A 23,559-nucleotide genomic window follows, 5' to 3' on the forward strand; every position below is an offset into this window, starting at 1 on the left:
TGACAGCTCTTTGTATCGGTTCTGGATGATTCTTGTGCGGCCAATGCGGACTCTGGTGTCACAGGTCCCACTGGAAAGGATCACCCCATGAAGCTCAGCCGATCAATGGTCGCGAGCCTCGCGTTGTTACTCGGCCTCGGTACGACCACCCCCGCCTTCGCCGACCCCGAACCGGAGTCCGCACAGGCCCAGATCCTCGCGACCAACTTCCAGATGCCGTTCCCCTGCGGCCAGACGTGGACCGGCAACTCCAGCGCCAGCAGCGCCCACCAGTCGTGGGAGATCGACTTCAACAGGGGCAGCACGGCCGACGCCGACCTCGGCGACCCGGTGGTGGCCGCGGCCTCGGGCACGGTGGCGATCTCCGCGCACCAGGGCTCGACCAACGGCTACGGCAACCTCGTCAAGATCGACCACGGCGGCGGCTGGTCCTCCTACTACGCCCACCTGAACACCAGGCTGGTCAGCGCCGGCCAGTCCGTCTCCCAGGGCCAGCAGATCGGTACGGTCGGCAACACCAGCAAGCCGGGCAACAACATCAGCCCGCACCTGCACTACGAGGTGCGCCTGGGCACCAGCTACCCGTCCAACATCCAGAAGGCCGTGTTCAACGGCGTCACCTTCGGCTACCCGGCCCAGACCCTGAGCTCGAAGAACTGCGGCGGCTCGACGAACCCGTACACGCCGCAGGAGGCGTGCGGCTCCGGCTACGACGTGATCGACTCGGCCGGGCTCGGCGCCGACGGGACCGTCTACCTGCTCTACAACAACTCCAACGGCAACAACTGCGTGGTCACGATGAAGGCGAAGTCGCTCGGCACGGCGACCGCGACCACCGCCTACCTGGAGGTACAAGGCAGCGCCAGGAAGACGGACTCGGGCAACTACGGCTACTACGCGGGTCCGGTCTACGCCGCCGCCGCGAACACGTGCGTCAAGTGGGGCGGCAAGGCCGGCGCCTCGGCGTACGACAGCCCGTTCGAGCACTGCGGCTGAGGCGGCTGAGGCGGCTCAGGCGGGCGTGATCGTGTCGAGGACGTCGATCACGTACAGCATGGGCCTGTCCCCCTGGGATCCGACGGCCAGCCGGCTGCCGACCCGCTGGCCGACCAGCGCCTCCAGCCACGCGGGCGGCACCGAGCCCGGCTTGAGCGTGAAGGCGCTGGGACCGCCGCGCCGGTAGGACGAGTCCACCACCGCGCGGGACGGCCAGGACGCGGCCACGTACTGGATCACCACTTTGGAACCCGCCGTGACCTCCCGCCCCGAACCGTCGATGAGGGTCCGGGGCGCGGAGTCCGGCCGCAGGTCGGACGGGACGGCGGGCAGCGTGCGCCCGACGAGCCGGGCGTCGGGCGGGTAGCCGCCCAAGATGTCGAAGACCACGACGAGCGTGTCGGCCGGCGAGACGCCGGCCAGCGGCACGTTCGGGTTCAGGGCCTCGGCCGCCGGGCTGACCAGCATGACCCGGCTGCCGGCCGGGCGGCCGATGAGCGAGGCGCGCCAGGTCTCGGAGACCTGCCTGCCGTCGAAGACGACAGATGTGGGCTGGTTGCCGTCGTAGGTGCTGAGATACGGCTTGTTCCCCGTCCATCGCCGGATGTCCACGTCGGCGAGCACGACGTCCCCCGGGAGCGTACGCCGTCCGCTGCCCTCGGAGAGCACCGTGATCCGCGGCGTGCGCCCCGGCTTCCCCCGAGGTATGGCGACGACGGGCTTGCTGCCGAACGTGCCCGTCACGACGGGCTGGGAGCCGTCCTCCGCCACACCACACGAGGTGGCCAGCATGAGTACGGCAGGCCAGAGCAGGCGCACGATTTCCCCCAAGATGCCAGATCCGAAGGGGTTACTTGCCGCAATAGCCAAAAGGAAAGCTGCGGGTCTCGCCATCTCACGACAAAGGGACGCGGGAGACTGGACCGCGTGAGCAAGCCCAACCTGGCCCGCCGGGTCGCAGAAACAGCCGAGATCGCGTTGACCAACCGCCACTACGTGACGTTCATCGACGTCGTGACGGGTTTGCGCTGGTTGCACTCCCGCCATGTGGACACCTGGCGGCAGGGCCGGGCCGGCACGCTGGCCGAGCTGGCCGCGGTCGACGAGGAACGGTTGCTCACGACGGCCGTCCTGCTGCGCGACTGGGCCCTCGCCAAGGGCCTGCGGCCGGTGGACACGCCGTACGTGGCGAGCACGCGCGACCGGCGCGACCTGCGCTTCACCTCGGGGAACGGGCAGGACGCGTTCCGCGTCCACTGGCTGTCGCCGGACCTGAGCGAGGCCCGGGTGCGACAGCTCACCGAGCGGCAGAGCAAGGCGCCCGACCTGGTGGCCGTGGCCTCGCAGGAGCCGTGGACGTGCGCGTCCTGCGGCGACACCGGGCCGTACCTGATCATGGAGGACGATCGCCCCCACTGCCTGACCTGCACCGACATGGACCACCTGGTGTTCCTGCCGTCGGGGAACGCGGCGCTCAGCCGCCGGGCCAAGCAGGAGAGCGGGTTGTCGGCGGTGGTCGTGCGGTACAACCGGCGGCGCAAGGTCTACCAGCGCCAGGGCATCCTGGTCGAGGAGGGCGCGCTGGCCGCGGCCGAGGAGCGCTGCCTGGCCGACGAGGAGGTGCGCGTACGCCGCCGCGAGCGCGACGCGGTGCGCAGGGCCGAGCAGGACGTCGGCTTCCAGGCGGCGATGGCGGCCGAGATCGCCCGGCTGTTCCCGAGTTGCCCGGCCGAGCGGGCGCGCGAGATCGCCGAGCACGCCGGCCAGCGCGGCAGCGGCCGGGTGGGCAGGACGGCGGCGGCCAGGGCCCTCGACGAGAACGCGATCACGCTGGCGGTGATCGCCTCGGTACGGCACCTCGACACCGACTACGACCGCCTGCTCATGTCCGGCGTCCCCCGGATGGAGGCCCGCGACCGGATCAGGGACACCATCGAGACCAAACTCACGGAGTTCCGGCAGCCGCTCCCATGACGCGGCGCCGGGCTTGTCAAAACCCGGCGACCGCTCCTATGACGCGACACCGGGCCTCTCACAACCCGGCGACCGCTTCGATGAGCGGGCGCCAGGTGGTCAGTTCGGCGAGGGGCGGGCGGGTGAGGCCCACCACCTTGCCCAGGTCGTCGGCCCTGCGCAGGGCGACGGCGGCCGGGCCGTGCGGCGCGGCGGCGAAGGCGGCCGCCTCCGCGGCGGACATCGGGCCGCCCTGCAATGCCAGCGTCCGAGCCGACTCCGGCGACAGGCCGCGGTCCGGCTCCGCGGCGGCCAGGTAACGCTTGGCGGGCACGTGCAGCTCGACCAGCGCGGCCACCCGGTCGCCGAGCAGCCCCCGCACCGCGGCCGCGCCCGTGGCGGCGTGCCCGGCCTCGTCGCCCGGGGCCAGCAGGTGCCCGAGGTCGTGCACCAGCCCCGCCACCTGCAACTCGCGATCATCGGGAAACCGGTCGCGCAGCACGGCGGCCACCTGGAGCCCGTGGTCGAGCAGCGGCACGGGGTCGCCGGTCCGGTCCGGGGTGTCCCAGGCGTCCTCGCAGCGCGCCAGCAGGTCCATCAGCTCGTCGACCGTCATGCGCCAAGCCTCGGACGCGGACGCCCGTGCCGCCAGACAGGACTTTTCGATACCGTCCATCGCATGGACGACTGGCACACCGTACGGGAAGAGCTGCGGTCCTTCGCGCTGAGTCTGCCCGAGACCCATGAGGACCACCCGTGGGGCGAGACGGTCATCAAGGTCAACAAGAAGGTCTTCGTGTTCCTCGGCATGGACGAGCAGACGGAGAAGTGGGACCCGACGTTCGGCGTGAAGCTGCTGTCGGAGGCGCACGGCCACGCGCTGACCGTCGAGGGCGCGGCCCCCAGCGGTTACGGCCTGGGCAGGGCGGGCTGGGTGACCGTGCCGTTCCTGTCGCCGCTGCCCGAGACCGAGGTGCTGCTCGACTGGGTGGAGGAGAGCTACCGGACCATCGCCCCCAAGCGGGCGGTCAAGCTACTGGACGGCCAGCCGTAGCGCGAAGGCGACCAGCAGCACCCCGGTCGCCCGCTCGACCCTGGCCCGGATCCGCGGCCTGCGCAGCAGCGCGCTGACCCGGTCGATGATCACGTTGTAGAGGCTGAACCAGAGCGCGTAGAGCACGGCGATGATCCCCGACAGCAGCAGCGCCCTGCCCAGGGTGTCACCGTGGCCGGGCAGGAACTGCGGCAACCAGGTCACGAAGAGCAGCAGCACCTTGGGGTTGAGCAGGTTCGACAGCAGCCCTCTGCGTACGTGCACGAGCGGCGAGCCGGTCGGGGGCGCGGGGGCCTCCACGATCCTGGCCCGGTTCCGGCTGGACAGCAGCGCGTGCACCCCGAGCCAGAGCAGGTAGCAGATGCCGAGGCCGCGGACCACGGTGAAGGCGGTGGGCGAGGCGACCAGCAGCGCCGACAGGCCGATCGCGGCGGCGCCGGCGTGCACGGACAGGCCGAGCAGGCCGCCGAGCATGGTCAGCAGGCCGGCCACGCGGCCGTGGGCGAGGGAGTTGCGCATGATCAGGGCGGCGTCGGGGCCGGGAATCATGATCATGATGAGGGTCGTGACCGCGAAGGTCAGCAGCATGGCGGGGGTCTCCCGGAGCCGAAGGCGCGCTCCCGCCCGACCCCGCTGTGTGTGCGCAGGTCGCACGGTCACGCGGGCGAACATCGTCAGTGCCTTTTGGGCACTGACCATGCTACCTGGACCTATTTGGCGAAAGCCGCCAGGGCCACCCCGAGGGCGCGCTCGTTCTGGCCCTGAGCCTTGGCGTCGGTGGAGTTGATCGAGTAGACCACGACGCGGCTCAGGTCGCGGGTGGCGCCGATGCCGGTGGAGCTGCCGTAGCGCGCGCCGGTCTTGCCGTACGCGACGATGCCGCCGGGCAGCACCAGCTCGGTCAGGCCCGAGGTGTAGTGGGCGGGCTCGTTGCCGCCGTACATGGTCACCTTCGGCACGGTGAACATCGGCTCAAGCTGCTCGGTGGGCACGATCTTGCCGTCGAACAGCGCCTTGGTGAACTTCTCCAGGTCGGCGGTGGTGGAGATGAGGTCGCCCGAGGCCCAGGTGGAGGTGACCTCCATCTCGGTGACGTCCACCACGTACGCGTCGCCGTACGCGAAGGAGTCGGGGAAGCCCTTCGGGACGACCTGGTAGCCCTGGTTGTGACGGCCGCGGATCTTGACGGACGTACCGGGGAAGTAGCTCTGGCGCATGCCCAGCGGGCGCAGGATGCGGGCGCCGACCTCGTCCTCGTACGACCTGCCGGTGACCTTCTCGATCAGCAGGCCCTCGACGAAGGTGTTGATGTTGAGGTAGTGCTGCTTGGTCCCGGGGGTGAACTCGATCGGGTTGAGGACGGCTTGGCGGACGTACTCCTCGGGGGTGATCGTGGTGAAGCGGTCGGCGTAGACCCGTTCGAAGCCGCCCTCCGTCTTCGGTGCGGGCAGGCCGCTGGTGTGGTTGAGCACCTGGGCCAGCTTGACCGGCGGGTAGTCGGCGGGCAGCAGCTCCGGCAGGTAGTCCTGGACCGTACGGTCGAGGGAGATCTTGCCCTCCGCCACGAGCTGGAGCACGACCGCCGTGGTGAACACCTTCGTCACGCTGCCGGCCCGGAACCTGGCCCCCTCCTTGGCCTTGTGCCTCCCGCGCAGGTCGGTCACGCCCGAGACGCCGCGCCAGGAGCCCGCCCGGCCGCTCACCCTGACCTCGGCGGCGGTGGCGTCGGGGGCGGGCAGCCCGGCGATGCTCTTCCGCAGCGCCGCCTCGTTGATCGGCGGCACCTGCACGGCGGCGGCGGCGGACGCGGTGACGGCGCCGGGCGAGCTCGTCGCGGCGTACGCGGGGGCGCTGACGGTCAGGGCGGCCAGGGCCAGGGCGGCGGCGGTGAGGCGGGTGCGCTTCATGGGGTTCTCTCCAGGTCACATCGGCTTTCGATGGGACAATCCTGGCGAGCGGACCCCCGGTGGCGGATCGCCGACGACGGCGATCTACGGGCTCGCTCTCAGGAGGGAGAGGACTCGCCCGATCAGGTGACCGCGAGCCGCCGCGCGTACCGTTCGTCCCGCCACAACTCCTTGTCGAGCACCTCCAGCAGCGTGGTGGCGGCGTCGTGGACGTCGGCGTAGCCGATGTAGAGCGGCGCGAAGCCGAATCTGAGGACGTCCGGCGCGCGGAAGTCGCCGTGCACGCCCCGGTCGATGAGCGCCCGCATGACCGGGTAGCCGTCCGGGTGGTGGAAGGAGACCTGGCTGCCGCGCGACTCCGGCTCCGCGGGTGAGACCAGCTTGAGCGCGTCGCCGACCAGATCGACGAAGAGCGAGGTCAGGGCGACGCTCTTGGCGCGTACCTGTGCCATCGGGACCCGGTCCCACACCTCCAGAGCCGCCTCCAGCGCCGCGAACGACACCACGTGCGGCGTGCTGACCGCGAACCGCCGGACGCCCTCGGCCGGACGGTAGCCGGTCTCGAAGGCGAACGGCTCGGCGTGGCCGTGCCAGCCGGACAACACGTTCTCGGCGGTGGCGTGGTGGCGCGGGTTGACGTAGAGGAAGGCGGGCGCGCCCGGTCCCGCGTTCAGGTACTTGTACGTGCACCCGACCGCGAAGTCGGCCTGCGACACGTCCACCTCCATGGCCCCCACGCTATGGCACACGTCCCAGACCATGAGCGCCCCCGCCTCCTGGACCTGGGCGGTCACCGATGGCACGTGCCGCCTGGCCCCCGTGCGGTAGTCCACCTCGGACAGCAGCACGACGGCCGCGTCGTCGAACCGGCCCTCGGCGTAGTCGCGCACCTCGTAGTCGCCGAGCAGCCGGGCCAGGCCCTGGGCGATGTAGTGGTCGGTGGGGAAGTTGCGCGGGTCGGAGACGATCACCTTGCGGCCGGGCCGCAGGCGTACGGCGGCGGCCAGCGCCTGGTAGGCGGCGATCGTGGTGGTGTTGCCCACGACGACCTGGCCGGGGCCGGCCCCGATCAGCGGCGCGAGCCGGTCGCCCGCGGTGAGGGGCTGGTCGTACCAGCCGGCCTGGTTCCAGCCGCCGACGAGCTGCCTGCCCCATTCGTCCTCGACCGTCCGGCGTACGCGCTCCGCGGCGCGGCGGGGCAGCGCGCCCAGCGAGTTGCCCACGAGGTAGACGACCCCTTCGGGCAGGACGAACTCGTTCTTGAACGCCCGCAGCGGATCGTCGGCGTCGAGGGCGAGGCAGGCGTCGCGGTCCAGCACCGGGGTTGCTCCTTATGGGGGTGGGATGGTGGCAATTATCCGGTTTACACCATTCTGGTACTGGCGGACGTACCAGTTCTGTACCGGATCGTGTGCCGCGTCCAGCTTGAACGGCCCCCGGGGACCGTCCAGCTCGCCCACCCCGGCCAGCGCCCGCGTCAGGTCGCCGCCCGCGGCCGCCGCCCGGTCGACGAGCCGCATCGCGTCCCAGCTCTGCAACGCCACCGCGGACGGGTTCCGCCCGGTACGCGCCCGCCACCGGGCCACGAACGCGGCGTTGTCCGGGTTCTCCAGCGCGGGCGACCAGAGCCCGACGCTCACCATGCCCTCCGCGTCCCGGCCGACCGCGCGCAGGACGTCCTCGTCGGCCAGGTTCTGGCAGGCCAGCAGCTTGATCCTGGCGTCGCCGAACCGCTTGAACGCCTTGACGAACGCGATCGCCTCGCCGCCCGCGTAGAAGGCGTACAGAAGCCGCGCTCCGCGCGGGATCCGGGCCAGGTACGGCTCCAGGTCGGCCTGCCCGCCGAAGGGCGTCAGGATGCGCTTGAGCGGTCCGGCGCCGTACCCCTCGGCGAAGCCGTCCAGGGTCTCGACGCCGGCGGAGTAGTCGGAGGCCATGAGCGCCACGTCCTGGCCGGCGTAGTGCTCGGCGGCGTACCGGCCGGCCGCGTAGCCGTGGGCGCGGTTGGTGTAGGACACGCGGAAGACGCCGGGTCCGCCAAGTTGGTCGGCGCCCGCGTTGGCGATCACCACCGGGATGTCGCCCGCCGCCTCCTTGACCACCGAGACCGCGACCGGCGAGGCGATCAGGCCGGTGAGCACGTCGGCGCCGCCGTCGATCAGCTTCCTGGCCTGCTCGGCGCCGATCTCCGGGCTGCTCGCGTCGTCGGCCACGACCAGCCTGGCCGGCCGGCCGCCGAGCAGGCCGCCGTGGTCGTCCAGGTAGAGCTGCATGGCGGTCTCCATGTCGTCCCCGAGGGTGGCGTACACGCCGGTCTGCGAGATGATCGCGCCGACCCGTACGGGCTCGTCCTCGGCGGCGAGGGGCACCGAGCCGCCGCAGCCCGCGACCATCAGCGCGACCAGTCCCAGCACGGCGACGCGCATGGGAGCCCCCTTCAGCCCAGGAACACCTCTGCGTTGGCACCGAGCAGCTTCGTGCGCGCCGGGCCGGACAGGAATCCGGCGTTCCTGATCAGCTCGCCCGCCGGTGACTCGCCGAGCGGGTAGGGGAAGTCGGAACCGAGCATGACGTGGTCCTCCCCGAGGGTGTCGACGAGCAGCCGCAGCGCCCGCTCGTCGAAGACGGCGGAGTCGACGCCGAACCTGCCGAGGTAGTGCGAAGGCGGCCGCTCACAGCCCCCGACCAGGTCGTGCCTGCGATGCCAGGCGTTCTCGACCCGCCGGCCCCCGGCCATGTCCCAGGGGTGCACGAAGACGGGAACGTTCCTTTCCGCGCAATGCACCAGGAACTCCGCCACGCCCGGGTCGTCGAGGTCGCGGTCGCCGACGTGGTTGCCGATCTCCACGCCCCGGTGCCCGCCGGCCAGGCAGCGGTCGAGCTCGGCGCAGGCCAGGCCGGGGTCCTGTAACGGCACCTGGCAGAACGGGATCAGCCGCGGGTCCCGGCAGATCTCCAGCGCCAGGTCGTTGAAGACCCTGGAGATCCGCACGCCCTCCGCGGGCGTCCTGTCGTAGCCGAAGAAGACGGGTGTGGGCGAGACCACCTGCCGGTCCACGCCGTCCTCGTCCATCCGCGCCAGCCGGACCCGCGGGTCCCAGCAGTCGTCCTGGATCCGGCGGAACTCGCGGTCCCGTACGAGGATCGTCGCCTCCCGCTCGGAGTCGACCCGCAACCGCGGCGCCCCGGGCCAGCCCAGGTCGGGCCAGCCCTTGGGCACGTGGTGCGTGTGGACGTCGATGACCATCTAGCCCTTGCCAGGGTGCAACGCGCCGCACCGGTCACACGTACGGGCCCGCTCGTCGGCGTAGAACGCCTCGAAGACCGGCGGGAGGTCCTTGACGATGTCGCGTACCTGGAGCTCGACCTCGTGGACCTTGGCGCCGCACTCCGCGCAGTACCACTGGAACTTCTCCAGCTCGCCCTCGGGACGGATGCGCTCCACGACCAGCCCCACGGACCCGGCCTCGGGGCGCTGCGGCGAGTGCGGCATGCGCGCCGGCAGCAACCACATCTGCCCCTCGCGGACGTGCACGGTCTCGGGCCCGTCCGCGGTCACCACGTTGACGTGCATGTTGCCGCGCACCTGGTAGAACAGCTCCTCGTACGGGTCCACGTGGTAGTCGGTCCTGGAGTTGGGCCCGCCGACCACCATCACGATGAAGTCACCGGCCCCCTCGAAGACGACCTTGTTGCCGACCGGCGGCTTGAGCAGATGGGCGTGCTCGTCGATCCACTTGGTGAAGTCAATCGGGGGGATCATGGTCGCTCCTGTGGATGGTAGGCGACGGCCTGCATCTCGATGAGCAGGTGCGGATGCGGGAGCTGGTGCACCGCGACCGTGGTCCTGGTCGGACCCTCCTCGTCGAAGAATTCGGCGTACACCTCGTTGTAGCCCTTGAAGTCGTTCATGTTTACCAGGTACGTGGTGATCTGTACGAGGTCGGCGAGCGAGCCTCCGGCGGCTTTGAGCAGGTCGCCGATGTTCTCGATGACCGCCCGCGTCTGGGCGCGGATGTCCAGGTCGGTGACGCCGTACCGGTCGGCCTGCGCGCCCGCGAAGGTGCCGTCCGGCCTGCGGGAGCTGGTGCCGGACACGTACAGGAAGTCGCCCGCGCGCTTGACGTGCGGGAAACGTCCCCGGGGCACGGCCTTGCCGGGGACGCGGATGGCCTCGCGGCTCACGTGCCGAACACCGCCCGTACCGAGCCGAGGCCCTCGATGCGCGCCTCGAACACGTCCCCCGCCTCGACGGGCACCACCGGGCCGAGCGCGCCGGTCAGCACGACGTCGCCGGCCCGCAGCGGACGGTCGCCGGCGGCCAGGGCGCCGGCCAGCCAGAGGGCGGCGTTGAGCGGGTTGCCCATGCACGCGGCCCCGGACCCGGAGGAGACCTGCTCCCCGTTGCGGGTCATCGTCATCGCCGCCGCGCCCAGGTCGAGCCCGGACAGCGGCATCGGCGTGCCGCCCAGCACGTACGCGCCGCTGGAGGCGTTGTCGGCGATCGTGTCGGCGATCGTGATGTCCCAGTCGGCGATCCGCGAGTCGGCGATCTCGATGGCGGGCAACACGAACTCCACCGCCCTGATCACGTCCACCAGCGTGAACGGCCCTTCGGTCAGGTCCGCGCCGAACACCAGCGCGACCTCGGCCTCGGCGCGCGGCTGGAGGAACCGCCCGGCCCGTACGGGCAGCCCGTCGAGCTCGGCCATGTCGGCGAAGAGCATGCCGTAGTCGGGCTGGTCGATGCCGAACTTCTGCTGCAGCAGCGGGTTGGTGGCGCCGATCTTCCTGCCGACCAGCCGCCGGCCCTCCGCCAGCGCCCGCCGGGTGTTGATCTCCTGCACCGCGTAGGCGTCGGCCGCCGACGCGACGAGGTCCCTGACCGGCGCGCACGGCTTTCCGGTACGCGCCGCCTCGACGAGCCGCTCGGCGGCCTGACCCCGCGTGTCCACGGCCAGCGACCATTCGTCATACATCGGGTTGCTCCAGTTTGATGGTGATCGTGGTGGGCTCGGAGTAGAAGTCGAGCGACTGCGTGCCACCCTCCCTGCCGATGCCCGACAGCTTCACGCCGCCGAACGGGGTACGCAGGTCACGCAGGTACCAGGTGTTGACCCAGACGAGCCCCGCCTCAAGGCGCTGGGCCACGCGGTGGGCGCGGTCGAGGTTGGTGGTCCAGAGGGTGGCGGCCAGGCCGTACTCGCTGCCGTTGGCCAGGTCGATCGCCTCGGCCTCGCTGTCGAAAGGAGCCACGTGGCACACGGGACCGAAGATCTCCTCTCGATTGAAACGCGACCACTCTGACAAGCCTGTCACTACCGTCGGTTCCACGAAATATCCGGAATCGCGATGATCGCCGAACGCGGGGACAGTTCCTCCTGTGAGCACCTTGGCTCCCTCCGAGCGGGCCAGGGCGTAGTAGGAGAGCACCTTCTCGCGATGCTCGGCCGAGATCATCGGCTGCGGCTCGACCTCCTGCGCGCGGGCCGCGAGCCGGCCGCAGAAGTCCTCGAAGATCGACCGCTCTACGTAGAGCCGTTCGGTGCACAGGCACACCTGGCCGCCGTTGGTGAAGACCGACTTCACGGTCCCCTCGACGGCCCGGCCGAGGTCGCAGTCCTCGAAGATCAGGCCGGCGTTCTTGCCGCCCAGCTCGAACGAGATCGGCTTGACCCGGTCGGCGGCCGTCTTCATGATCTGCGTCCCGGTCCTGGTCGAGCCGGTGAACGTCACCCCGTCCACACCCGGGTGCTCGACGAGGAGCTGGCCCGCGGGACCGTGGCCGAAGATGATGTTGACCACGCCCGGCGGCAGGCCGGCGTCGGCGCAGATCTCGGCGAAGACGGCGGCCGAGCCGGGGGTGTGCTCCGACGGCTTGACCACCACGGTGTTGCCGGCGACGAGGGCGGGGGCCAGCTTCCATGTCATGAGCAGGAACGGCAGGTTCCACGGCACGATCACGGCGACCACGCCGAGCGGCCTGCGCACGGTGTAGCTGAGCATGCCGGCGAGGTGAAAGGCGTCGTCGGGGCGCTGGGAGGCGATCTCGGCGAAGGCGCGGAAGTTCGCGATGCCGCGCGGGACGTCGAGCGTACGGGTCTGGCCGAGTGGTTTGCCGGTGTCGGCGATCTCGGCCGTGACCAGGTCGTCGAAGCGGGCCTCGATGCCCTCGGCGAGGCGGCGCAGCCATCCGGCGCGCTCGGCGACCGGCATCCCCGCCCAGTCGCGCGCCGCCTCCCTGGCCGCGCGCACCGCCCGGTCGACCACCTCCGGATCGGCCTCGTGGACCTGCCTGATCACCCCGCCCGTCACCGGGTCGTGGACCGGGAACGCATTGCCCGCCGCCACGGGCAGCCCGCCGATGAAATGGGTCAGCACAGCAGCCTCCTCTCGCCTCACCTCCCGGTATAGATCGTCGGGCGACGGTCAGACAACAGTTCGGCGGGGCCGGAACCACGCGGGCCCGCCGTGCCGTGGTGGCCCCGGTGACACTGAGCCACCCCTCAGCCGGACCCGCGCGGACCTGTCCATACAGACATCTTCCGGTACCCCTCGATCACCCGAGATGATGACCGAATGGCGCGCACGTGGGAATTATGGGGAAATATCATTATTGCTGGTACTTTTGCACTCCCGGTGGCCTTGCTGGCAATCATGTGGCTCTCCCGCCACCGTGTCCGCACCGGGCATCCCGCGCCGCTGCGCACCTCGCTCGCCGACATCGGCATCGCTGTCGGAACCGCGCCCTGGATCTGGATGATCCTCACGCCGTCAACCGGTCGGAGCGGAGTCAGTCTCGTGCCGTTCACGGACCTCGCCGATCTCGCCGGGGCGTCGTGGGAGACGGTGACGGTGCAGGTCGGAGGCAATCTGCTGGTGTTCGCCGCGCTGGGCGCGCTGCTGCCCGTACGCACTGCCGCGATGGCCTCGTACGGCCGTGTTGCGGCCATCGCGGCGGCCTTTTCGGTCACGGTCGAGTTCCTCCAGTACGCCCTGAGACTGGGCCGGTTCTCCTCCGTGGACGACGTCATCATGAACACCGCGGGTGCGCTGCTGGCCGCGTTGGTTACTCGCCGCTGGTGGGCCTCCCGAATAGCGGCTGGGACCGTTCCACGATAACGGCCTGCAAAAACGTCCCCGAATTCATCACACGGGCACGATCCGCTCAAAAGAAGCTCGGGACCAACCCCTGTATCTGTGCGATCGTGGACAAGACGGGGCAAGTTCTCTGGAGACGCCACAACCTGGTTGGTGACAGAGGGTGATCGAAACGTGTCTGAATCCCCGGTACCCCACGAGCCCCCTATTTACCGCCGCATCGCCGACGGCCTCCGCGCCCGGATCCTCTCCGGCGAGCTGCGCGACGGGGACCGACTACCGGGCGAGAACGCGCTCATGGCCGACTACGCAATCGCACGCGCCACCGCCAGGCAGGCGCTTGCCGTACTGATCAACGAAGGGCTGGCGGTGCCCAAACGAGGTTCGGGGGTCTACGTGCGCCTGTTCAAACCGATACGCAGGCACGGCTCGCGCCGCCTGTCACGAGAGCAGTGGGGTCAGGGGCGTGCCATCTGGGACGCCGACACCCGGGGCCGCCCGTTCACCGTCGACCTTGTGGAGGTGGTGCTGGAGCGTGCCCCGGAGGAGGTGGCGGGCGTACTGGAGAGCGGCGAGGTGTGGGTACGCCGCCGCCGCTACTCGGTCGACGGCAGGCCCGTGCAGCTCGCCACCTCCTCCTTCCCCGCCCGGCTGGTCGAGGGCAGCGCCATCACCCTGCCCGACACCGGACCGGGCGGCGTCTACGCCAGACTCGGCGACCTGGGCCTGCCCCCGGCCCACTTTACCGAGGAGGTACGGGCCCGCATGCCGGCCCCCCGCGAGACCGGGCTGCTCGACCTGCCCGGAGGAACCCCCGTCATCGTCATCGCCCGTACCGCGTACACGGCGGGCGGCCTGCCCGTCGAGCTCAACGAGATGGTGCTGGACTCGGCGGCATACGTACTCCAGTACGACTTCGACGCCTAGTTCAACCCGATCTGTCAAGCGATAGGTTGACCTGTCCATCACGATCATTGAATTCTCTAGAGAAGTCCCTCATCTTCTAAGGAGACGGAACCGTTCAGGAGATGGAACCTTCGCCTGGGGCCCGGGAAAGGTGGACAGAGATGCCCATCGATCGGCATCTTGTCGAGATCGCCCGGGAGTACCCCCAGTGGACCATCTGGCGGAGTGACGCGGGCCGGTGGTGGGCCACCCGCCACCACCCGCTCAGCGCGGCGCAGCGCGACGCCGGATGTGCGATGACCATCGACGCGGACGACCCGGACGGTCTGCGCGACCAGCTCCGGGACCAGGAGGGACGGATCGGCCGGCAAGTCCGGTGGCGGGCCGGCCCCGCCCCTCCATGACACGGGCTGTGGAGCGTTCCCCAGCCTGTGCACGCGAGCAGCCCGGTGCCGGGTCCAGCGTCTCGGCGGCCCCGGTACCGGGCCCCCAACGGGGCCAAGAACGCGGAAGTCTCCGACCCTATCGGGGGCGGGGGCTTCCGCTCCCGCCCCCTTCACGCTCTTCAGGTGTGGTACTCGCCCAGCCGCAGGATGTGCACGTCGGTGTCGTCGGAGACGTGCCCCCTCGGCTTCTCCTCGACCTCCTCGACCTCCTCGACCTCCTCGACCTCCTCGACGATCACCCGCACGTCCTCCTGCGGCGACGGCTGCGGGGACGGCTGCGAAGCGGACTGCGCAGAGGACTGCGGGGACGGCTGCGGGGACGGCTGCGGCGCGGCCTCGATGGCGGCCTCCGGCGCGGGCGGCGGCACGGGCACGGCCTGCTTGGCGGCGACCTGCGCGGGCGGGAGCGCCGCCTCCGGCACGAGCGCCCCGGCCGTCGACTCGGTGCGCATGAGGTCGCCGAGCACCGAGCCGATCTCGGTCAGCCGCCGCACGACCTCGGTGTGGGTGTTGGTCAGGTACTCCACGCGCCGCCCCGCGTGCTCGTCCAGGGTGGCCGTGCGCTGCCGCGCCGCCGCCAGCATCGACTCGGCCTCGCCGTGCGCCTCCGACAGCAGCTTCTCGGCCTGCGCGTTGGCGGTCGACATCACGCGCTCGGCCTCGTTCTGGGCCGCGCCGAGCAGCCGCTCGGCCTCGGTGTGCGCCTCACGCAGCAGGTCCTCGGCCTCGGTACGGGCCGACCCGAGCTGCTCCTCCGCGTCCGCGCCCGCCTGGGCCAGCATCCGTTCGGCCGCCTGCGTGGCCTCGGCCACCCGCCGCTCGGCCTCCGCCTGCGCCGAGGTCAGCATCTTGTCGGCCGTCTCACGCGAGGACGTCACCAGCCGCTCGGCCTCCGACCTCGCGCTCTCCCGCACGGCGGTCGACTCGGCCTCCGCGTCCGCGCGCTTGGCCGCGGCCTCCTCCTCGCCCAGCTTCAGGATCTGCGCGAGCCTCGGGCTGAGGTCCTCGTAGCTCTGGGGCGCCTCGACCATCCGCCGCCTGGCCTCCGCCAGCTCGACCCGGCCCTGTTCCGCCTGGTCGATCGCCCGCGCCAGCCGCTCTTCCAGATCCCGGACCTGGTTCCGGGTACGGATCATGTAGTCGTGCACCTGACGGCGGTTGTAGCCGCGCATCACGACTTCGAAGGTGTCCTCTTGCATCAGATCGGGAATGCTCTCGTGCTGGTTTGTCATGGGGGTTACCTAAGGGTTTGCGTGAGGCGGGGGAAAACTGCGAGTTGTGAGGGTCTGACGACGAGACGTCAGGAAACGACTTTCCTGCCATCTGCCCACGTCCGCAACCGGAACGCCATACCTGAGGCGGGAATTACGATTGGACGAATGTACATAGCAGCGTTGGATAACGGGGCAGTGCCGGACATCCACCCAGAGGCGTACATCGCGCCTGGTGCCGTCGTGGTCGGGAGTGTGCGGGTGGGCCGGGCGTCCAGCATCTGGTACGGCTCCGTTCTCCGAGGGGACGACGAGCGGATCGAGATCGGCGAGGAGTGCAACGTACAGGATCTCTGCTGCCTGCACGCCGACGCGGGCCAGCCTGCGGTCCTTGAGGACCGGGTCAGCCTGGGCCACAAGGCCATGGTCCACGGCGCCCACGTCGAGACCGGCGCGCTGGTCGGCATCGGCGCGATCGTGCTCGGCGGCGCCCGCGTGGGCGCGGGCACGCTGGTCGCGGCGGGGGCGCTGGTGGGGCCGGGCAAGAAGATCCCGTCCGGGGTGCTGGTCGCCGGCGTGCCCGGCAGGATCGTGCGCGAGCTCACCGACGACGACCGGGCTTCCTTCGCCCGTACGCCGGACAACTACATGGCCAAGGCGATCAGGCACCGGCAGGCGTCAGCAATTTGATCAGGACCTGGTCGGACACCGAGGCGGTGTTGAGCGGGTCGGCGTACTCGGGCAGCTCGGGGCGGAGGAAGCGGACGAAGTCGACGGTCAGCTTGAGGTCGGGCGTGCCCTTGATCTGCTTGGCGTTGGCCTTGGCGGCGTCCTTCTTGAGGGTGCCGTAGCTGTCCCAGTCGGTGTAGGCGGTGACACCCCATTGCAGCACCTCGGGGAGGTTCGAGGGCCAGCGTCTGGCGACCTTCCAGGCGCCGCCGTCCTCCTTGTAGAGCGCGACGGCGACCCGGCCCAGCCTGGCCAGCACGAGGTCCACCCAGCCGCTCTTGACCGCCACCTCCAGCGGCTTCGAGCTGCCGTCCAGGGTGAACTTGGCCTCGACCTGCCCGGCCGCGTCGGCGGTGCCGGTGGTGACGGACATCCAGTTGGGCTTGTCGTACGTGCCGGGCTGGCGGGCCATCAGGCCGCCGAGCGAGAACTTGCGGGCGGGTTTGCCGCCCTTCGTGCCCGTGACCTTGACCCGGGCGTGCATGACGATGTCTCCGGCCAGCTCCTGGTAGACGAACGGGCCGCGGAAGCCGTCGAACCAGGTGGACGTCTTGGGCTCCAGGTAGAGGGAGCCCTTGGCGGTCTTGTTCACGTCGAGCTTGGCGATCCTGTCGACGTCCTTCTCGATGTCGCTGAGTTTGCTCCACACGGCCAGCTCCGCGGCGTCGGCGAACTCGCCGGAGGCCGATCCGACCTCGCCGCCGGGCGTGGGCGCCTGCGCGTTCTGGACGGTGAGCACTCCGGGACCGGTGGGGGTGGGCGGTGCACCGGCCGCGATCCCGCAGCCGCTCACCACGCTCGCCACAACCAACGCCCCCGCCACCTTTGCCCTCATAGCGGACATTCTGCCGTGAAATGCCGGTGGGTAGAGTCCGGAGGCCCAGTACGATGACGGCCGTGCGCCCCTGGGATGCGTTCACCTCGGCAGAGGCGGAGGTCCGCGCGATGGTCGCGGACCCGCGCTGGCAGGGCCTGTCCGTGCCCGACCGCGCGCACGTCCTGGCCGCCAGGGTCCTGGTCACCCAGGACGGCGACCGCTGGCTCTACGGCGCGTACGCACGCTGGCACCTCTACGACCCCGGCGACGGCCGCTGGCATCCCGCGCCGCCGCCCAGAGGCGAACGGGCGCGCAGGGTGCAGCACGCCGCCGCCGTGCTGCCCGACCAGGTGGTGCCCACCGGGCCCGACTTCGCCGCCGAGCCCGGCTCGACCCAGTCGTTCATCGGTCCCGACGTGCCCCCGGGGGTGACCGAGCAGATCGGCGAGATGGTCCGCGGCGCCGGGCGCAAGCCGGAGCTCGACTACCCGCTGACCGCCTTCGGGGAGATCTTCGCCGCCGACGTGCCGAGCACGGTCGCCGCCGTCTGGGGGACGATCATGTGGTGCGCGTACGCGCCGGCCTTCGACGGCAACGAACGGCTGATCACGCTCTTCGGCGAGTACCTGCGCCGCTCGCTGCCCGGCGACGAGTGGGTGCGCTGGTTGCCCGCGCCGCCGCTGCTCGACCTGGTCACGCTGGTGGCCGAACGCCTGCGCGCGGGCCGGTCGCGGGCCGCGCTCCGGCTGGCCGCGCTGATCGCCGACACCGCCCAGGTGCTGCTGTCCGACATCCGGTTCAGGCCGCGCGCGCTGGCGCTGCTCACGATGGTGGAGCCCATGCTGCGCCGGCCCGGCCGGGACGACGCCACCGCCCTGCGTGGCGACGACGCCGTACGCCGGGTCTGGCTGGAACGTTGCCCGCCGCGGCTGGCCCTGGCCCTGCTGCCGGAGACCGACCCCGACGCGTACTTCGCGCACTCGGTCTACGACCTGGTCGAGGCGCTGGGCTTCGTGGACGACGCGCCCACGGCCGCCGCCGCCTACCTGGCCGACCTGTCGGACTCCAGGAGGCTGCTGCCCGAGCGGCTGAACCACCGGCTCAGGCGGGCGTACGGGGAGTTGGAGCGTGCCGGGCTCACGGGCACCTCGGCGGCCGAGCGCACCGAGCCTGAGGGCTTCGCCGTACGTCCGGGCGGGGTGCCGGTGCCGCCCGTGGTGACGCCGCCGGACCGGGAGAGCAAGGCGGCGGTGCTGGGCGCCGCGTACGCGACGTGCCTCGCGTGGGGCCGGCTGACCGGGGCCAAGGTGCCGCAGCACGGGCTCGCCGGCCAGAGCGCGCTGGTACGCGAGCTGATCCACGAACGCGACGATCATCACATCGGTCACACGTAACGCATTAATATCGTTATTTCACCTTTACTCCTCCTATATCCCGCTATCACTTCAGTTACCGGGCCATTCGCTGAATTGTGATCTCGGGCTGGGGAAATGATCCCTGTGGGGCCCCCGTGACGCCGAAAGGAATGACTCCGATGGGCCATGTCGCGGGAAGAGCCATCGCCGTAACCTCGTAGAAGGTGTGGGCTGCGGAAGAGAGGACGACGCGGTGGGGCACGACGACCTGGACTCTCGGGTCCACGACCGTGTCGCGTTGGACGAGATTGCGCTCTACGCCGAGGTGCTCACGGCCGTGGCTGTCAGCGAGCGGCGGCTGACCTTGGACGAACTCGACGACGCGCTCGGATTGCGGACTTCGGCGAGTCGCTGAAGACCATCGAAAATTACCTGTCCCGGGCTCCTGAGGGGTCCGGGACAGTGGTACCCGGGGATTCCAGGTAACTAGTCAATCGTGGGTGACCCTCTCCTACGTACGGAGGAGGCCGCTCCATGACGGCCCTAAGACCGGACGAGGCGCGCGATGGCGGCGGAGGCCTCCTTCACCTTCGCCTCGGCCTCCGGCCCACCCGTGTTGATCGCGTCGGCCACGCAGTGAGAGATGTGCTCCTCCAGCAGCCCGAGCGCGACGGCCTGGAGCGCCCGCGTCGCCGCCGAGACCTGGGTGAGGACGTCGATGCAGTAGGCATCGTCGTCGACCATGCGCTGCAGGCCTCTGATCTGGCCCTCGATCCGCCGGAGGCGCGTCAGATATGCCTGCTTGTCTCCGCTGTACCCATGCATGCTTCTACGGTACCCGTAACCCGTATGGGCTAGCGGAGATCTGACAAGAGCTTCTCCCACTGCTCGGCCACTTCCTCGGCCGAATGGCGTACGGCGGTGTCGAGGGCGCCGGCCGCGAGCGAGCGCCGCCGGCGCTCGTCGTCGATGAGCGCGAGCAGCGCCCCGGCGAAGAGTTGTGCCTCGCCCTCGCTCTCGGGCAGCAGCACGCCGTTGTAGCCGGTCGCCACGAACTCCCTGGGGCCCCTGGCGCCCTCGAAGGCCACCACGGGCACCCCGCAGCCCATGGCCTCCAGCACCGTCATGCCCAGGTCCTCGCTGCGTGAGGGGTTGGCCACGATCGACGCCTTGGCGAACTCCCCCGCCAGGTCGGGCGTGACGCCCATGAAGTAGACGTGGTTGTGCAGGTTGAGCTCGCTCACCAGCGACCGCAGCCGCCGTTCCTCGGGGCCGCCGCCGTAGAGCCGCAGCCGCCAGTCGGGACGTTTGTCGGCCACGATCGCGAACGCCCTGATCAGCCGGTCGTACGCCTTGACCGGCACCCACCTGCCCCCGGCCGCCACGATCCGGTTGTCCATCCGCGAACGCGGCCACGGACCGAACGGCAACGCGTCCGGCACGGAGTGGACGGCGGGCCCGTCGCCGAGCAGCCTGGTCCACTCCTCCTGGGCCGACTCCGTGGCCGTCACGACGGCGTCGAGGCGCGGGTAGAGCCGGCGTACCGGGCCGGGTACGGCGGGCCGCCCCCACTCTCTGGCGATCTTGAGGGTTTCACGTGGAGCATGCCGCGCCACCTGGACGCCGATCGCCGGCCTCGTCGTGATCAGCACGTCGGACCTCAGGCCGCGCAGCAGCCGCCAGAGCGCCACCTCGGTGCGCACCTGACCGCGCGGGAGCAGGTGGCGCACCCCAGGCCGGGCGTCGACCACGCTGCGCATGGCCACCTTGGGGCCGATGGAGAAGAACGGCTTCTCCTTCTGCCGCCTGACGCTGATGACCTCGACCTCGTGCCGTTCGGACAGGGCGGTGGCGAGGTTGAGCATGGCCCGCACGTCGCCGCGCATCCCGTACGCCGAGGCGAGGACCAGGCTGACCTTCATCCGCCCACCTCGATGCGCAGCTCGTCGTCGGCGGTGTAACAGGGCCGGACGGGCACGCCGTCGATCTCCGCCGACGGGTAGTGCAGCCGTCTGCGTTTGCCGTCGACGTCGTCGAGCCAGGCGCCCAGGCGCAGCGGCGTGGACACCCCCTCGACCTCCAGGGCGGGCTCCCAGGTGCCGGCGGTGTCGGGGTCGGCCGCGACCACGTTCACCAGCGACACGGCCGCGTGGAAGCGCACCCCCTGGACGGTCGCCGTGGCCGACACCCGCTCTCTGGTCGGCCTGCGGGCGAGGGTGAGCGTGGCCTCGCGGCGCGCGTCGTCGTCCTCAAGCCCGGTGTAGGCCAGCAGCCCCGTCACCTCGAACCGGCCCTCCCTGAACCAGATCGCCCGCACCTCGGCCGCCGGCGCGGCGTCGGCTATCTTCAGGGCCAGAAACCCGTTACGCGTCCGGTACGACCGGTAGGCCAGCGTGCGCCGGCACAGCGCGTACGCGTCGAGGTGGTCGAGTGAGAAGCCGGGATCGACGCTGCGCAGCCTGCTGCGCAGGCCCTCGTGCCGCAGGTAGGCGTCCCAGCGGCCGGCGGTCAGCTCCAGCGGCGCCAGCGAGACGGCCAGCGTGGCCTCCCGCGTCCGGCTGCCCGTCCGGCCGAGGCGCACGTCGCGCTCGACCCCCGTGGCGCGATGGCGCAGGACGAGCTCGGTGCCGTCACGCAGGGGTTCGTCGATGGCCAGTCGCAGGGAGAGCACGTCGGCCAGGGTGACTTCGGCGTCCGTGACCACGACGCGCATCACCAGCCCCCTCCCCGTCGAATAAGGCCATGCGACGTTGAGGTTACCGTGATTTTCCCGTTATGTGGATGGCAGATTTCCTGCATCTGTACCGCTGACGTGCGGAACTCCTCTACAGAGCCTGTAGAGGAGTCCGACTTTTCGTGGTCAGGAAGCGCCCTTGACAGATTTGATCAAGAGCTGGGCGACGTCCACGACTTCCAGGGATTCCTTGGCCTCGCCGCTGTTCTTCTTCTCGTTGATCGCGTCACCGAGCATCACCATGCAGAACGGGCACGCGGTCGAGACGGTGTCGGGGTTGGTGGTCAGCGCCTCGTCCACACGCTCGGTGTTGATGCGCTTGCCGATGCGCTCCTCCATCCACATGCGCGCGCCGCCGGCGCCGCAGCAGAAGCCGCGGTCCTTGTGGCGGTGCATCTCCTGGGTCTGTACGCCGGGCACCTTCGACATGATGTCGCGGGGCTGGGAGTAGACCTTGTTGTGGCGGCCGAGGAAGCACGGGTCGTGGTAGGTGATCTTCTCCTCGATCGGCGTGACCGGGGTGAGCAGGCCCTCGTCCACCAGCTTCGACAGCAGCTGCGTGTGGTGCACGACCTCGTACGTGCCGCCGAGCTGCGGGTACTCGTTGGCCAGCGTGTTGAAGCAGTGGGGGCAGGTCGCGACGATCTTCTTGACGCCGGCCTCGTTGAGCGTCTCGATGTTCTGCTGGGCGAGCATGTTGAACAGGTACTCCATGCCCAGGCGGCGGGCCGGGTCGCCGGTGCACGCCTCCATCGGGCCGAGCACCGCGAACTTGACGCCCGCGATGTGCAGCAGCTCGGCGACCGCCTTGGTGGTCTTCTTGGCGCGGTCCTCAAGGGCACCCGCGCAGCCCACCCAGAACAGGTACTCGGCGTCCTCGGGCATCTTCTCGTCGACGACCTCGACCTCGAAGTCGAGCTCCCCGATCCAGTCGGCCCGCTTCATCTCGGACATGCCCCACGGGTTGCCCTTGTTCTCCAGGTTCTTCACCATCACGCCCGCCTCGGACGGGAACGACGACTCCACCATGACCTGGTAGCGGCGCATGTCGAGGATGTGGTCGATGTGCTCGATGTCCACCGGGCACTGCTCGACACAGGCGCCGCAGTTGGTGCACGACCACAACACGTCGGGGTGGATGACGCCGTCCTCGCCCACGAGCGGCTTCTCCAGCAGCGCGAGCACGTCGGTGTCGGCGTGCTCGGTGCTCGCGGCCATCAGGTACGGGGCCACCTTGAAGGCGTGGTCGCGCTGGTCGAGGATGAGCATCTTCGGCGAGAGCGGCTTGTCGGTGTTCCAGGCCGGACACTGCGACTGGCAACGGCCGCACTCGGTGCAGGAGTAGAAGTCGAGGAAGCCCTTCCAGGTCGTGTCGCCGATCTTGCCCCGGCCGAGGCGCTCAGGGTCGAGGTCCTCGTCCTCGAAGTCGACGAGCTTGCCGTCCACGCGCAGCTCGGGCGCGGCGCCGAGGCCGTCGGGACGCCGGGAGAAGAGCACGTTGAGCGGCGCGGTGAAGATGTGCAGGTGCTTGGAGTTCACCACGATGACCAGGAACACCAGCATGAAGCCGATGTGCAGGAGCAGCGCGATCTCCTCCAGCAGCGAGCCGGCCGGGAGCACGTCGCCGAGCGCCAGGGAGACGAACGCCCCCGAGGAGTAGGGGAAGTTGCCGTTGGCGGCCGAGGCGCCGCGGGCCAGGAACAACGTCCAGATGATGTTGAAGATCATGAACAGGACGAGCCACGCGCCGCCGAGGTGCGAGCCGGAGAAACGCGACTGGCGGCCCAGCGTCTTGGGCGAGTTCTTCACCCGGATGATCGCGAAGGCGACCAGGCCGAGCAGACACGCGACCGCGATGAAGTCCTGGAGGAAGCCAAGCACCCCCCAGGTCCCGATGAGCGGGATGTGGAAGTCGGGCTCACCGGTGATCGCGCCCTGGATGATCGCGCCGTACGCCTCGATGTAGACGGTCAGCAGGATGAAGAACGCCCACATGACGAAGAAGTGCGCCGTGCCGGACGGGGTCCACTTCAGCAGCTTCTTCTGCCCGAAGACCTCGACGAGCTGCGCCTTGAGCTCGTCGCCGGCGTGCTCCTTGGCGTACTCGACGCGTTCGGGGGCCGGTGGTCCCGAGGTCGCCAGCCTGTACAGGAACAGCACCCTGCGGCCGGCGACGGCCACCGCCAGGACGGTCATGACCAGCCCGATGATCGCTACCCAGAGCACGGGGTCCTCCCACAGACGACGATGGCTGCCAGCATACGGACACGTGTTTCCAGGAATCTTACCGGCCAGTAACTTCCTGGGATGACACCCATACCCTATGGTCAGTGCCCTATACCGAACAATG

The 23,559-nt window shown here is 70.2% G+C and carries 26 protein-coding genes; 9 read left to right on the forward strand and 17 right to left on the reverse strand.

All coding sequences use genetic code 11. The features are described 5' to 3' along the window. The first annotated feature begins 87 nt into the window (after positions 1–87). Complete coding sequence (locus IEZ27_RS38090; protein WP_189651717.1) at positions 88–996, forward strand: M23 family metallopeptidase; 909 nt, start codon at positions 88–90, stop codon at positions 994–996. A 15-nt stretch (positions 997–1,011) separates the two neighbouring features. Here the strand turns inward: IEZ27_RS38090 and IEZ27_RS38095 are convergent, their stop codons facing one another. Beyond that, positions 1,012–1,827 (reverse strand): FKBP-type peptidyl-prolyl cis-trans isomerase, encoded by an 816-nt coding sequence (locus IEZ27_RS38095; protein WP_189651718.1) that lies wholly within the window; start codon positions 1,825–1,827, stop codon positions 1,012–1,014. A 96-nt stretch (positions 1,828–1,923) separates the two neighbouring features. Between IEZ27_RS38095 and IEZ27_RS38100 the strand changes: the two genes are divergently transcribed. Further along, on the forward strand, positions 1,924–2,970 hold the full coding sequence (locus IEZ27_RS38100; RefSeq protein ID WP_189651719.1) for a DUF2293 domain-containing protein: 1,047 nt from the start codon (positions 1,924–1,926) through the stop codon (positions 2,968–2,970). A 58-nt stretch (positions 2,971–3,028) separates the two neighbouring features. Here IEZ27_RS38100 and IEZ27_RS38105 read toward each other — a convergent pair whose 3' ends face one another. Next, positions 3,029–3,694, reverse strand: coding sequence for an inositol oxygenase family protein (locus IEZ27_RS38105; protein WP_308427335.1), 666 nt, complete (start codon positions 3,692–3,694; stop codon positions 3,029–3,031). Here IEZ27_RS38105 and IEZ27_RS38110 point away from each other — a divergent pair. Beyond that, complete coding sequence (locus IEZ27_RS38110) at positions 3,629–4,003, forward strand: MmcQ/YjbR family DNA-binding protein (protein ID WP_125641580.1); 375 nt, start codon at positions 3,629–3,631, stop codon at positions 4,001–4,003. The genes IEZ27_RS38105 and IEZ27_RS38110 overlap by 66 nt on opposite strands. On the opposite strand, the gene IEZ27_RS38115 is transcribed toward IEZ27_RS38110, so the two are convergent. From IEZ27_RS38115 to IEZ27_RS38155, 9 genes are all read right to left on the reverse strand, one after another. After that, positions 3,983–4,591, reverse strand: a complete 609-nt coding sequence (locus IEZ27_RS38115; RefSeq protein WP_229824725.1) for a LysE family translocator — start codon at positions 4,589–4,591, stop codon at positions 3,983–3,985. The two genes, IEZ27_RS38110 and IEZ27_RS38115, sit on opposite strands and share 21 nt — an antisense overlap. Positions 4,592–4,713: 122 nt before the next feature. Further along, positions 4,714–5,910 (reverse strand): serine hydrolase domain-containing protein, encoded by a 1,197-nt coding sequence (locus tag IEZ27_RS38120; RefSeq protein ID WP_189651721.1) that lies wholly within the window; start codon positions 5,908–5,910, stop codon positions 4,714–4,716. A 122-nt stretch (positions 5,911–6,032) separates the two neighbouring features. Beyond that, positions 6,033–7,229: a kynureninase gene (kynU, locus tag IEZ27_RS38125; protein ID WP_189651722.1), complete on the reverse strand. Its 1,197-nt coding sequence runs from the start codon at positions 7,227–7,229 to the stop codon at positions 6,033–6,035. Positions 7,230–7,241: 12 nt separating this feature from the next. Continuing rightward, complete coding sequence (locus tag IEZ27_RS38130) at positions 7,242–8,336, reverse strand: ABC transporter substrate-binding protein (protein ID WP_189651723.1); 1,095 nt, start codon at positions 8,334–8,336, stop codon at positions 7,242–7,244. 11 nt (positions 8,337–8,347) lie between these two features. After that, positions 8,348–9,157 (reverse strand): amidohydrolase family protein, encoded by an 810-nt coding sequence (locus IEZ27_RS38135; protein ID WP_189651724.1) that lies wholly within the window; start codon positions 9,155–9,157, stop codon positions 8,348–8,350. After that, on the reverse strand, positions 9,158–9,673 hold the full coding sequence (locus tag IEZ27_RS38140; RefSeq protein WP_125641598.1) for a 3-hydroxyanthranilate 3,4-dioxygenase: 516 nt from the start codon (positions 9,671–9,673) through the stop codon (positions 9,158–9,160). Further along, positions 9,670–10,095, reverse strand: coding sequence for a RidA family protein (locus IEZ27_RS38145; RefSeq protein WP_189651725.1), 426 nt, complete (start codon positions 10,093–10,095; stop codon positions 9,670–9,672). Before IEZ27_RS38145 ends, IEZ27_RS38140 begins: the two co-directional genes overlap by 4 nt. Next, complete coding sequence (locus IEZ27_RS38150; protein WP_189651726.1) at positions 10,092–10,889, reverse strand: 2-keto-4-pentenoate hydratase; 798 nt, start codon at positions 10,887–10,889, stop codon at positions 10,092–10,094. The genes IEZ27_RS38145 and IEZ27_RS38150 overlap by 4 nt, the downstream gene beginning before the upstream one ends. After that, on the reverse strand, positions 10,882–12,291 hold the full coding sequence (locus IEZ27_RS38155) for an aldehyde dehydrogenase family protein (protein ID WP_189651727.1): 1,410 nt from the start codon (positions 12,289–12,291) through the stop codon (positions 10,882–10,884). The genes IEZ27_RS38150 and IEZ27_RS38155 overlap by 8 nt, the downstream gene beginning before the upstream one ends. Before the next feature lie 198 nt (positions 12,292–12,489). Between IEZ27_RS38155 and IEZ27_RS38160 the strand changes: the two genes are divergently transcribed. The 3 genes from IEZ27_RS38160 to IEZ27_RS38170 all read left to right on the forward strand — a co-directional run bounded on the left by IEZ27_RS38160 (position 12,490) and on the right by IEZ27_RS38170 (position 14,321). Next, positions 12,490–13,032 carry a VanZ family protein gene (locus tag IEZ27_RS38160; protein WP_125641607.1) on the forward strand — a complete coding sequence of 181 codons (543 nt, stop codon included), beginning with the start codon at positions 12,490–12,492 and terminating at the stop codon, positions 13,030–13,032. A 153-nt stretch (positions 13,033–13,185) separates the two neighbouring features. Next, a complete protein-coding gene (locus tag IEZ27_RS38165; RefSeq protein ID WP_125641610.1) occupies positions 13,186–13,938 on the forward strand; it encodes a GntR family transcriptional regulator in 753 nt (250 codons plus the stop codon). Between the two features lie 140 nt (positions 13,939–14,078). Further along, positions 14,079–14,321: a hypothetical protein gene (locus tag IEZ27_RS38170; RefSeq protein WP_189651728.1), complete on the forward strand. Its 243-nt coding sequence runs from the start codon at positions 14,079–14,081 to the stop codon at positions 14,319–14,321. A gap of 161 nt (positions 14,322–14,482) precedes the next feature. Here the strand turns inward: IEZ27_RS38170 and IEZ27_RS38175 are convergent, their stop codons facing one another. Beyond that, positions 14,483–15,595, reverse strand: coding sequence for a coiled-coil domain-containing protein (locus tag IEZ27_RS38175; RefSeq protein ID WP_189651729.1), 1,113 nt, complete (start codon positions 15,593–15,595; stop codon positions 14,483–14,485). Between the two features lie 147 nt (positions 15,596–15,742). Here IEZ27_RS38175 and IEZ27_RS38180 point away from each other — a divergent pair, with 147 nt between their 5' ends. Next, a complete protein-coding gene (locus tag IEZ27_RS38180) occupies positions 15,743–16,264 on the forward strand; it encodes a gamma carbonic anhydrase family protein (protein ID WP_189651730.1) in 522 nt (173 codons plus the stop codon). Here the strand turns inward: IEZ27_RS38180 and IEZ27_RS38185 are convergent. Then, on the reverse strand, positions 16,236–17,138 hold the full coding sequence (locus IEZ27_RS38185) for a DUF1349 domain-containing protein (protein ID WP_189651731.1): 903 nt from the start codon (positions 17,136–17,138) through the stop codon (positions 16,236–16,238). The genes IEZ27_RS38180 and IEZ27_RS38185 overlap by 29 nt on opposite strands. A 53-nt stretch (positions 17,139–17,191) precedes the next feature. On the opposite strand from IEZ27_RS38185, the gene IEZ27_RS38190 reads away from it, so the two are divergent. Further along, complete coding sequence (locus IEZ27_RS38190; protein WP_229824726.1) at positions 17,192–18,514, forward strand: hypothetical protein; 1,323 nt, start codon at positions 17,192–17,194, stop codon at positions 18,512–18,514. Positions 18,515–18,728: 214 nt separating this feature from the next. Further along, a complete protein-coding gene (locus IEZ27_RS38195; protein ID WP_020540796.1) occupies positions 18,729–18,890 on the forward strand; it encodes a hypothetical protein in 162 nt (53 codons plus the stop codon). A 128-nt stretch (positions 18,891–19,018) separates the two neighbouring features. Here the strand turns inward: IEZ27_RS38195 and IEZ27_RS38200 are convergent, their stop codons facing one another. The 4 genes from IEZ27_RS38200 to IEZ27_RS38215 form a co-directional block, all read right to left on the reverse strand. Next, positions 19,019–19,300, reverse strand: coding sequence for a metal-sensitive transcriptional regulator (locus tag IEZ27_RS38200; RefSeq protein WP_080044376.1), 282 nt, complete (start codon positions 19,298–19,300; stop codon positions 19,019–19,021). Between the two features lie 29 nt (positions 19,301–19,329). Continuing rightward, positions 19,330–20,397 carry a glycosyltransferase gene (locus IEZ27_RS38205; RefSeq protein WP_189651733.1) on the reverse strand — a complete coding sequence of 356 codons (1,068 nt, stop codon included), beginning with the start codon at positions 20,395–20,397 and terminating at the stop codon, positions 19,330–19,332. Next, positions 20,394–21,188: a hypothetical protein gene (locus tag IEZ27_RS38210; RefSeq protein WP_125642008.1), complete on the reverse strand. Its 795-nt coding sequence runs from the start codon at positions 21,186–21,188 to the stop codon at positions 20,394–20,396. The genes IEZ27_RS38205 and IEZ27_RS38210 overlap by 4 nt, the downstream gene beginning before the upstream one ends. A 147-nt stretch (positions 21,189–21,335) precedes the next feature. After that, positions 21,336–23,435, reverse strand: a complete 2,100-nt coding sequence (locus IEZ27_RS38215; RefSeq protein ID WP_189651734.1) for a (Fe-S)-binding protein — start codon at positions 23,433–23,435, stop codon at positions 21,336–21,338. Positions 23,436–23,559: the final 124 nt, after the last annotated feature.

Origin of the sequence: Nonomuraea spiralis (genome assembly GCF_014648435.1) — a bacterium.
Taxonomy (GTDB): domain Bacteria; phylum Actinomycetota; class Actinomycetes; order Streptosporangiales; family Streptosporangiaceae; genus Nonomuraea; species Nonomuraea spiralis.

Coding starts and splice junctions, on each gene's coding strand:
- IEZ27_RS38150 (WP_189651726.1), bottom strand. CDS start 10,889: ATGTATGACGAATGGTCGCTGGCCGTGGACACGCGGGGTCAGGCCGCC.
- IEZ27_RS38175 (WP_189651729.1), bottom strand. CDS start 15,595: ATGACAAACCAGCACGAGAGCATTCCCGATCTGATGCAAGAGGACACC.
- IEZ27_RS38135 (WP_189651724.1), bottom strand. CDS start 9,157: ATGGTCATCGACGTCCACACGCACCACGTGCCCAAGGGCTGGCCCGAC.
- IEZ27_RS38185 (WP_189651731.1), bottom strand. CDS start 17,138: ATGAGGGCAAAGGTGGCGGGGGCGTTGGTTGTGGCGAGCGTGGTGAGC.
- IEZ27_RS38115 (WP_229824725.1), bottom strand. CDS start 4,591: ATGCTGCTGACCTTCGCGGTCACGACCCTCATCATGATCATGATTCCC.
- IEZ27_RS38160 (WP_125641607.1), top strand. CDS start 12,490: ATGGCGCGCACGTGGGAATTATGGGGAAATATCATTATTGCTGGTACT.
- IEZ27_RS38120 (WP_189651721.1), bottom strand. CDS start 5,910: ATGAAGCGCACCCGCCTCACCGCCGCCGCCCTGGCCCTGGCCGCCCTG.
- IEZ27_RS38170 (WP_189651728.1), top strand. CDS start 14,079: ATGCCCATCGATCGGCATCTTGTCGAGATCGCCCGGGAGTACCCCCAG.
- IEZ27_RS38090 (WP_189651717.1), top strand. CDS start 88: ATGAAGCTCAGCCGATCAATGGTCGCGAGCCTCGCGTTGTTACTCGGC.
- IEZ27_RS38190 (WP_229824726.1), top strand. CDS start 17,192: ATGACGGCCGTGCGCCCCTGGGATGCGTTCACCTCGGCAGAGGCGGAG.
- IEZ27_RS38180 (WP_189651730.1), top strand. CDS start 15,743: ATGTACATAGCAGCGTTGGATAACGGGGCAGTGCCGGACATCCACCCA.
- IEZ27_RS38140 (WP_125641598.1), bottom strand. CDS start 9,673: ATGATCCCCCCGATTGACTTCACCAAGTGGATCGACGAGCACGCCCAT.
- IEZ27_RS38105 (WP_308427335.1), bottom strand. CDS start 3,694: ATGGGTCTCGGGCAGACTCAGCGCGAAGGACCGCAGCTCTTCCCGTAC.
- IEZ27_RS38110 (WP_125641580.1), top strand. CDS start 3,629: ATGGACGACTGGCACACCGTACGGGAAGAGCTGCGGTCCTTCGCGCTG.
- IEZ27_RS38210 (WP_125642008.1), bottom strand. CDS start 21,188: ATGCGCGTCGTGGTCACGGACGCCGAAGTCACCCTGGCCGACGTGCTC.
- IEZ27_RS38200 (WP_080044376.1), bottom strand. CDS start 19,300: ATGCATGGGTACAGCGGAGACAAGCAGGCATATCTGACGCGCCTCCGG.
- IEZ27_RS38205 (WP_189651733.1), bottom strand. CDS start 20,397: ATGAAGGTCAGCCTGGTCCTCGCCTCGGCGTACGGGATGCGCGGCGAC.
- IEZ27_RS38130 (WP_189651723.1), bottom strand. CDS start 8,336: ATGCGCGTCGCCGTGCTGGGACTGGTCGCGCTGATGGTCGCGGGCTGC.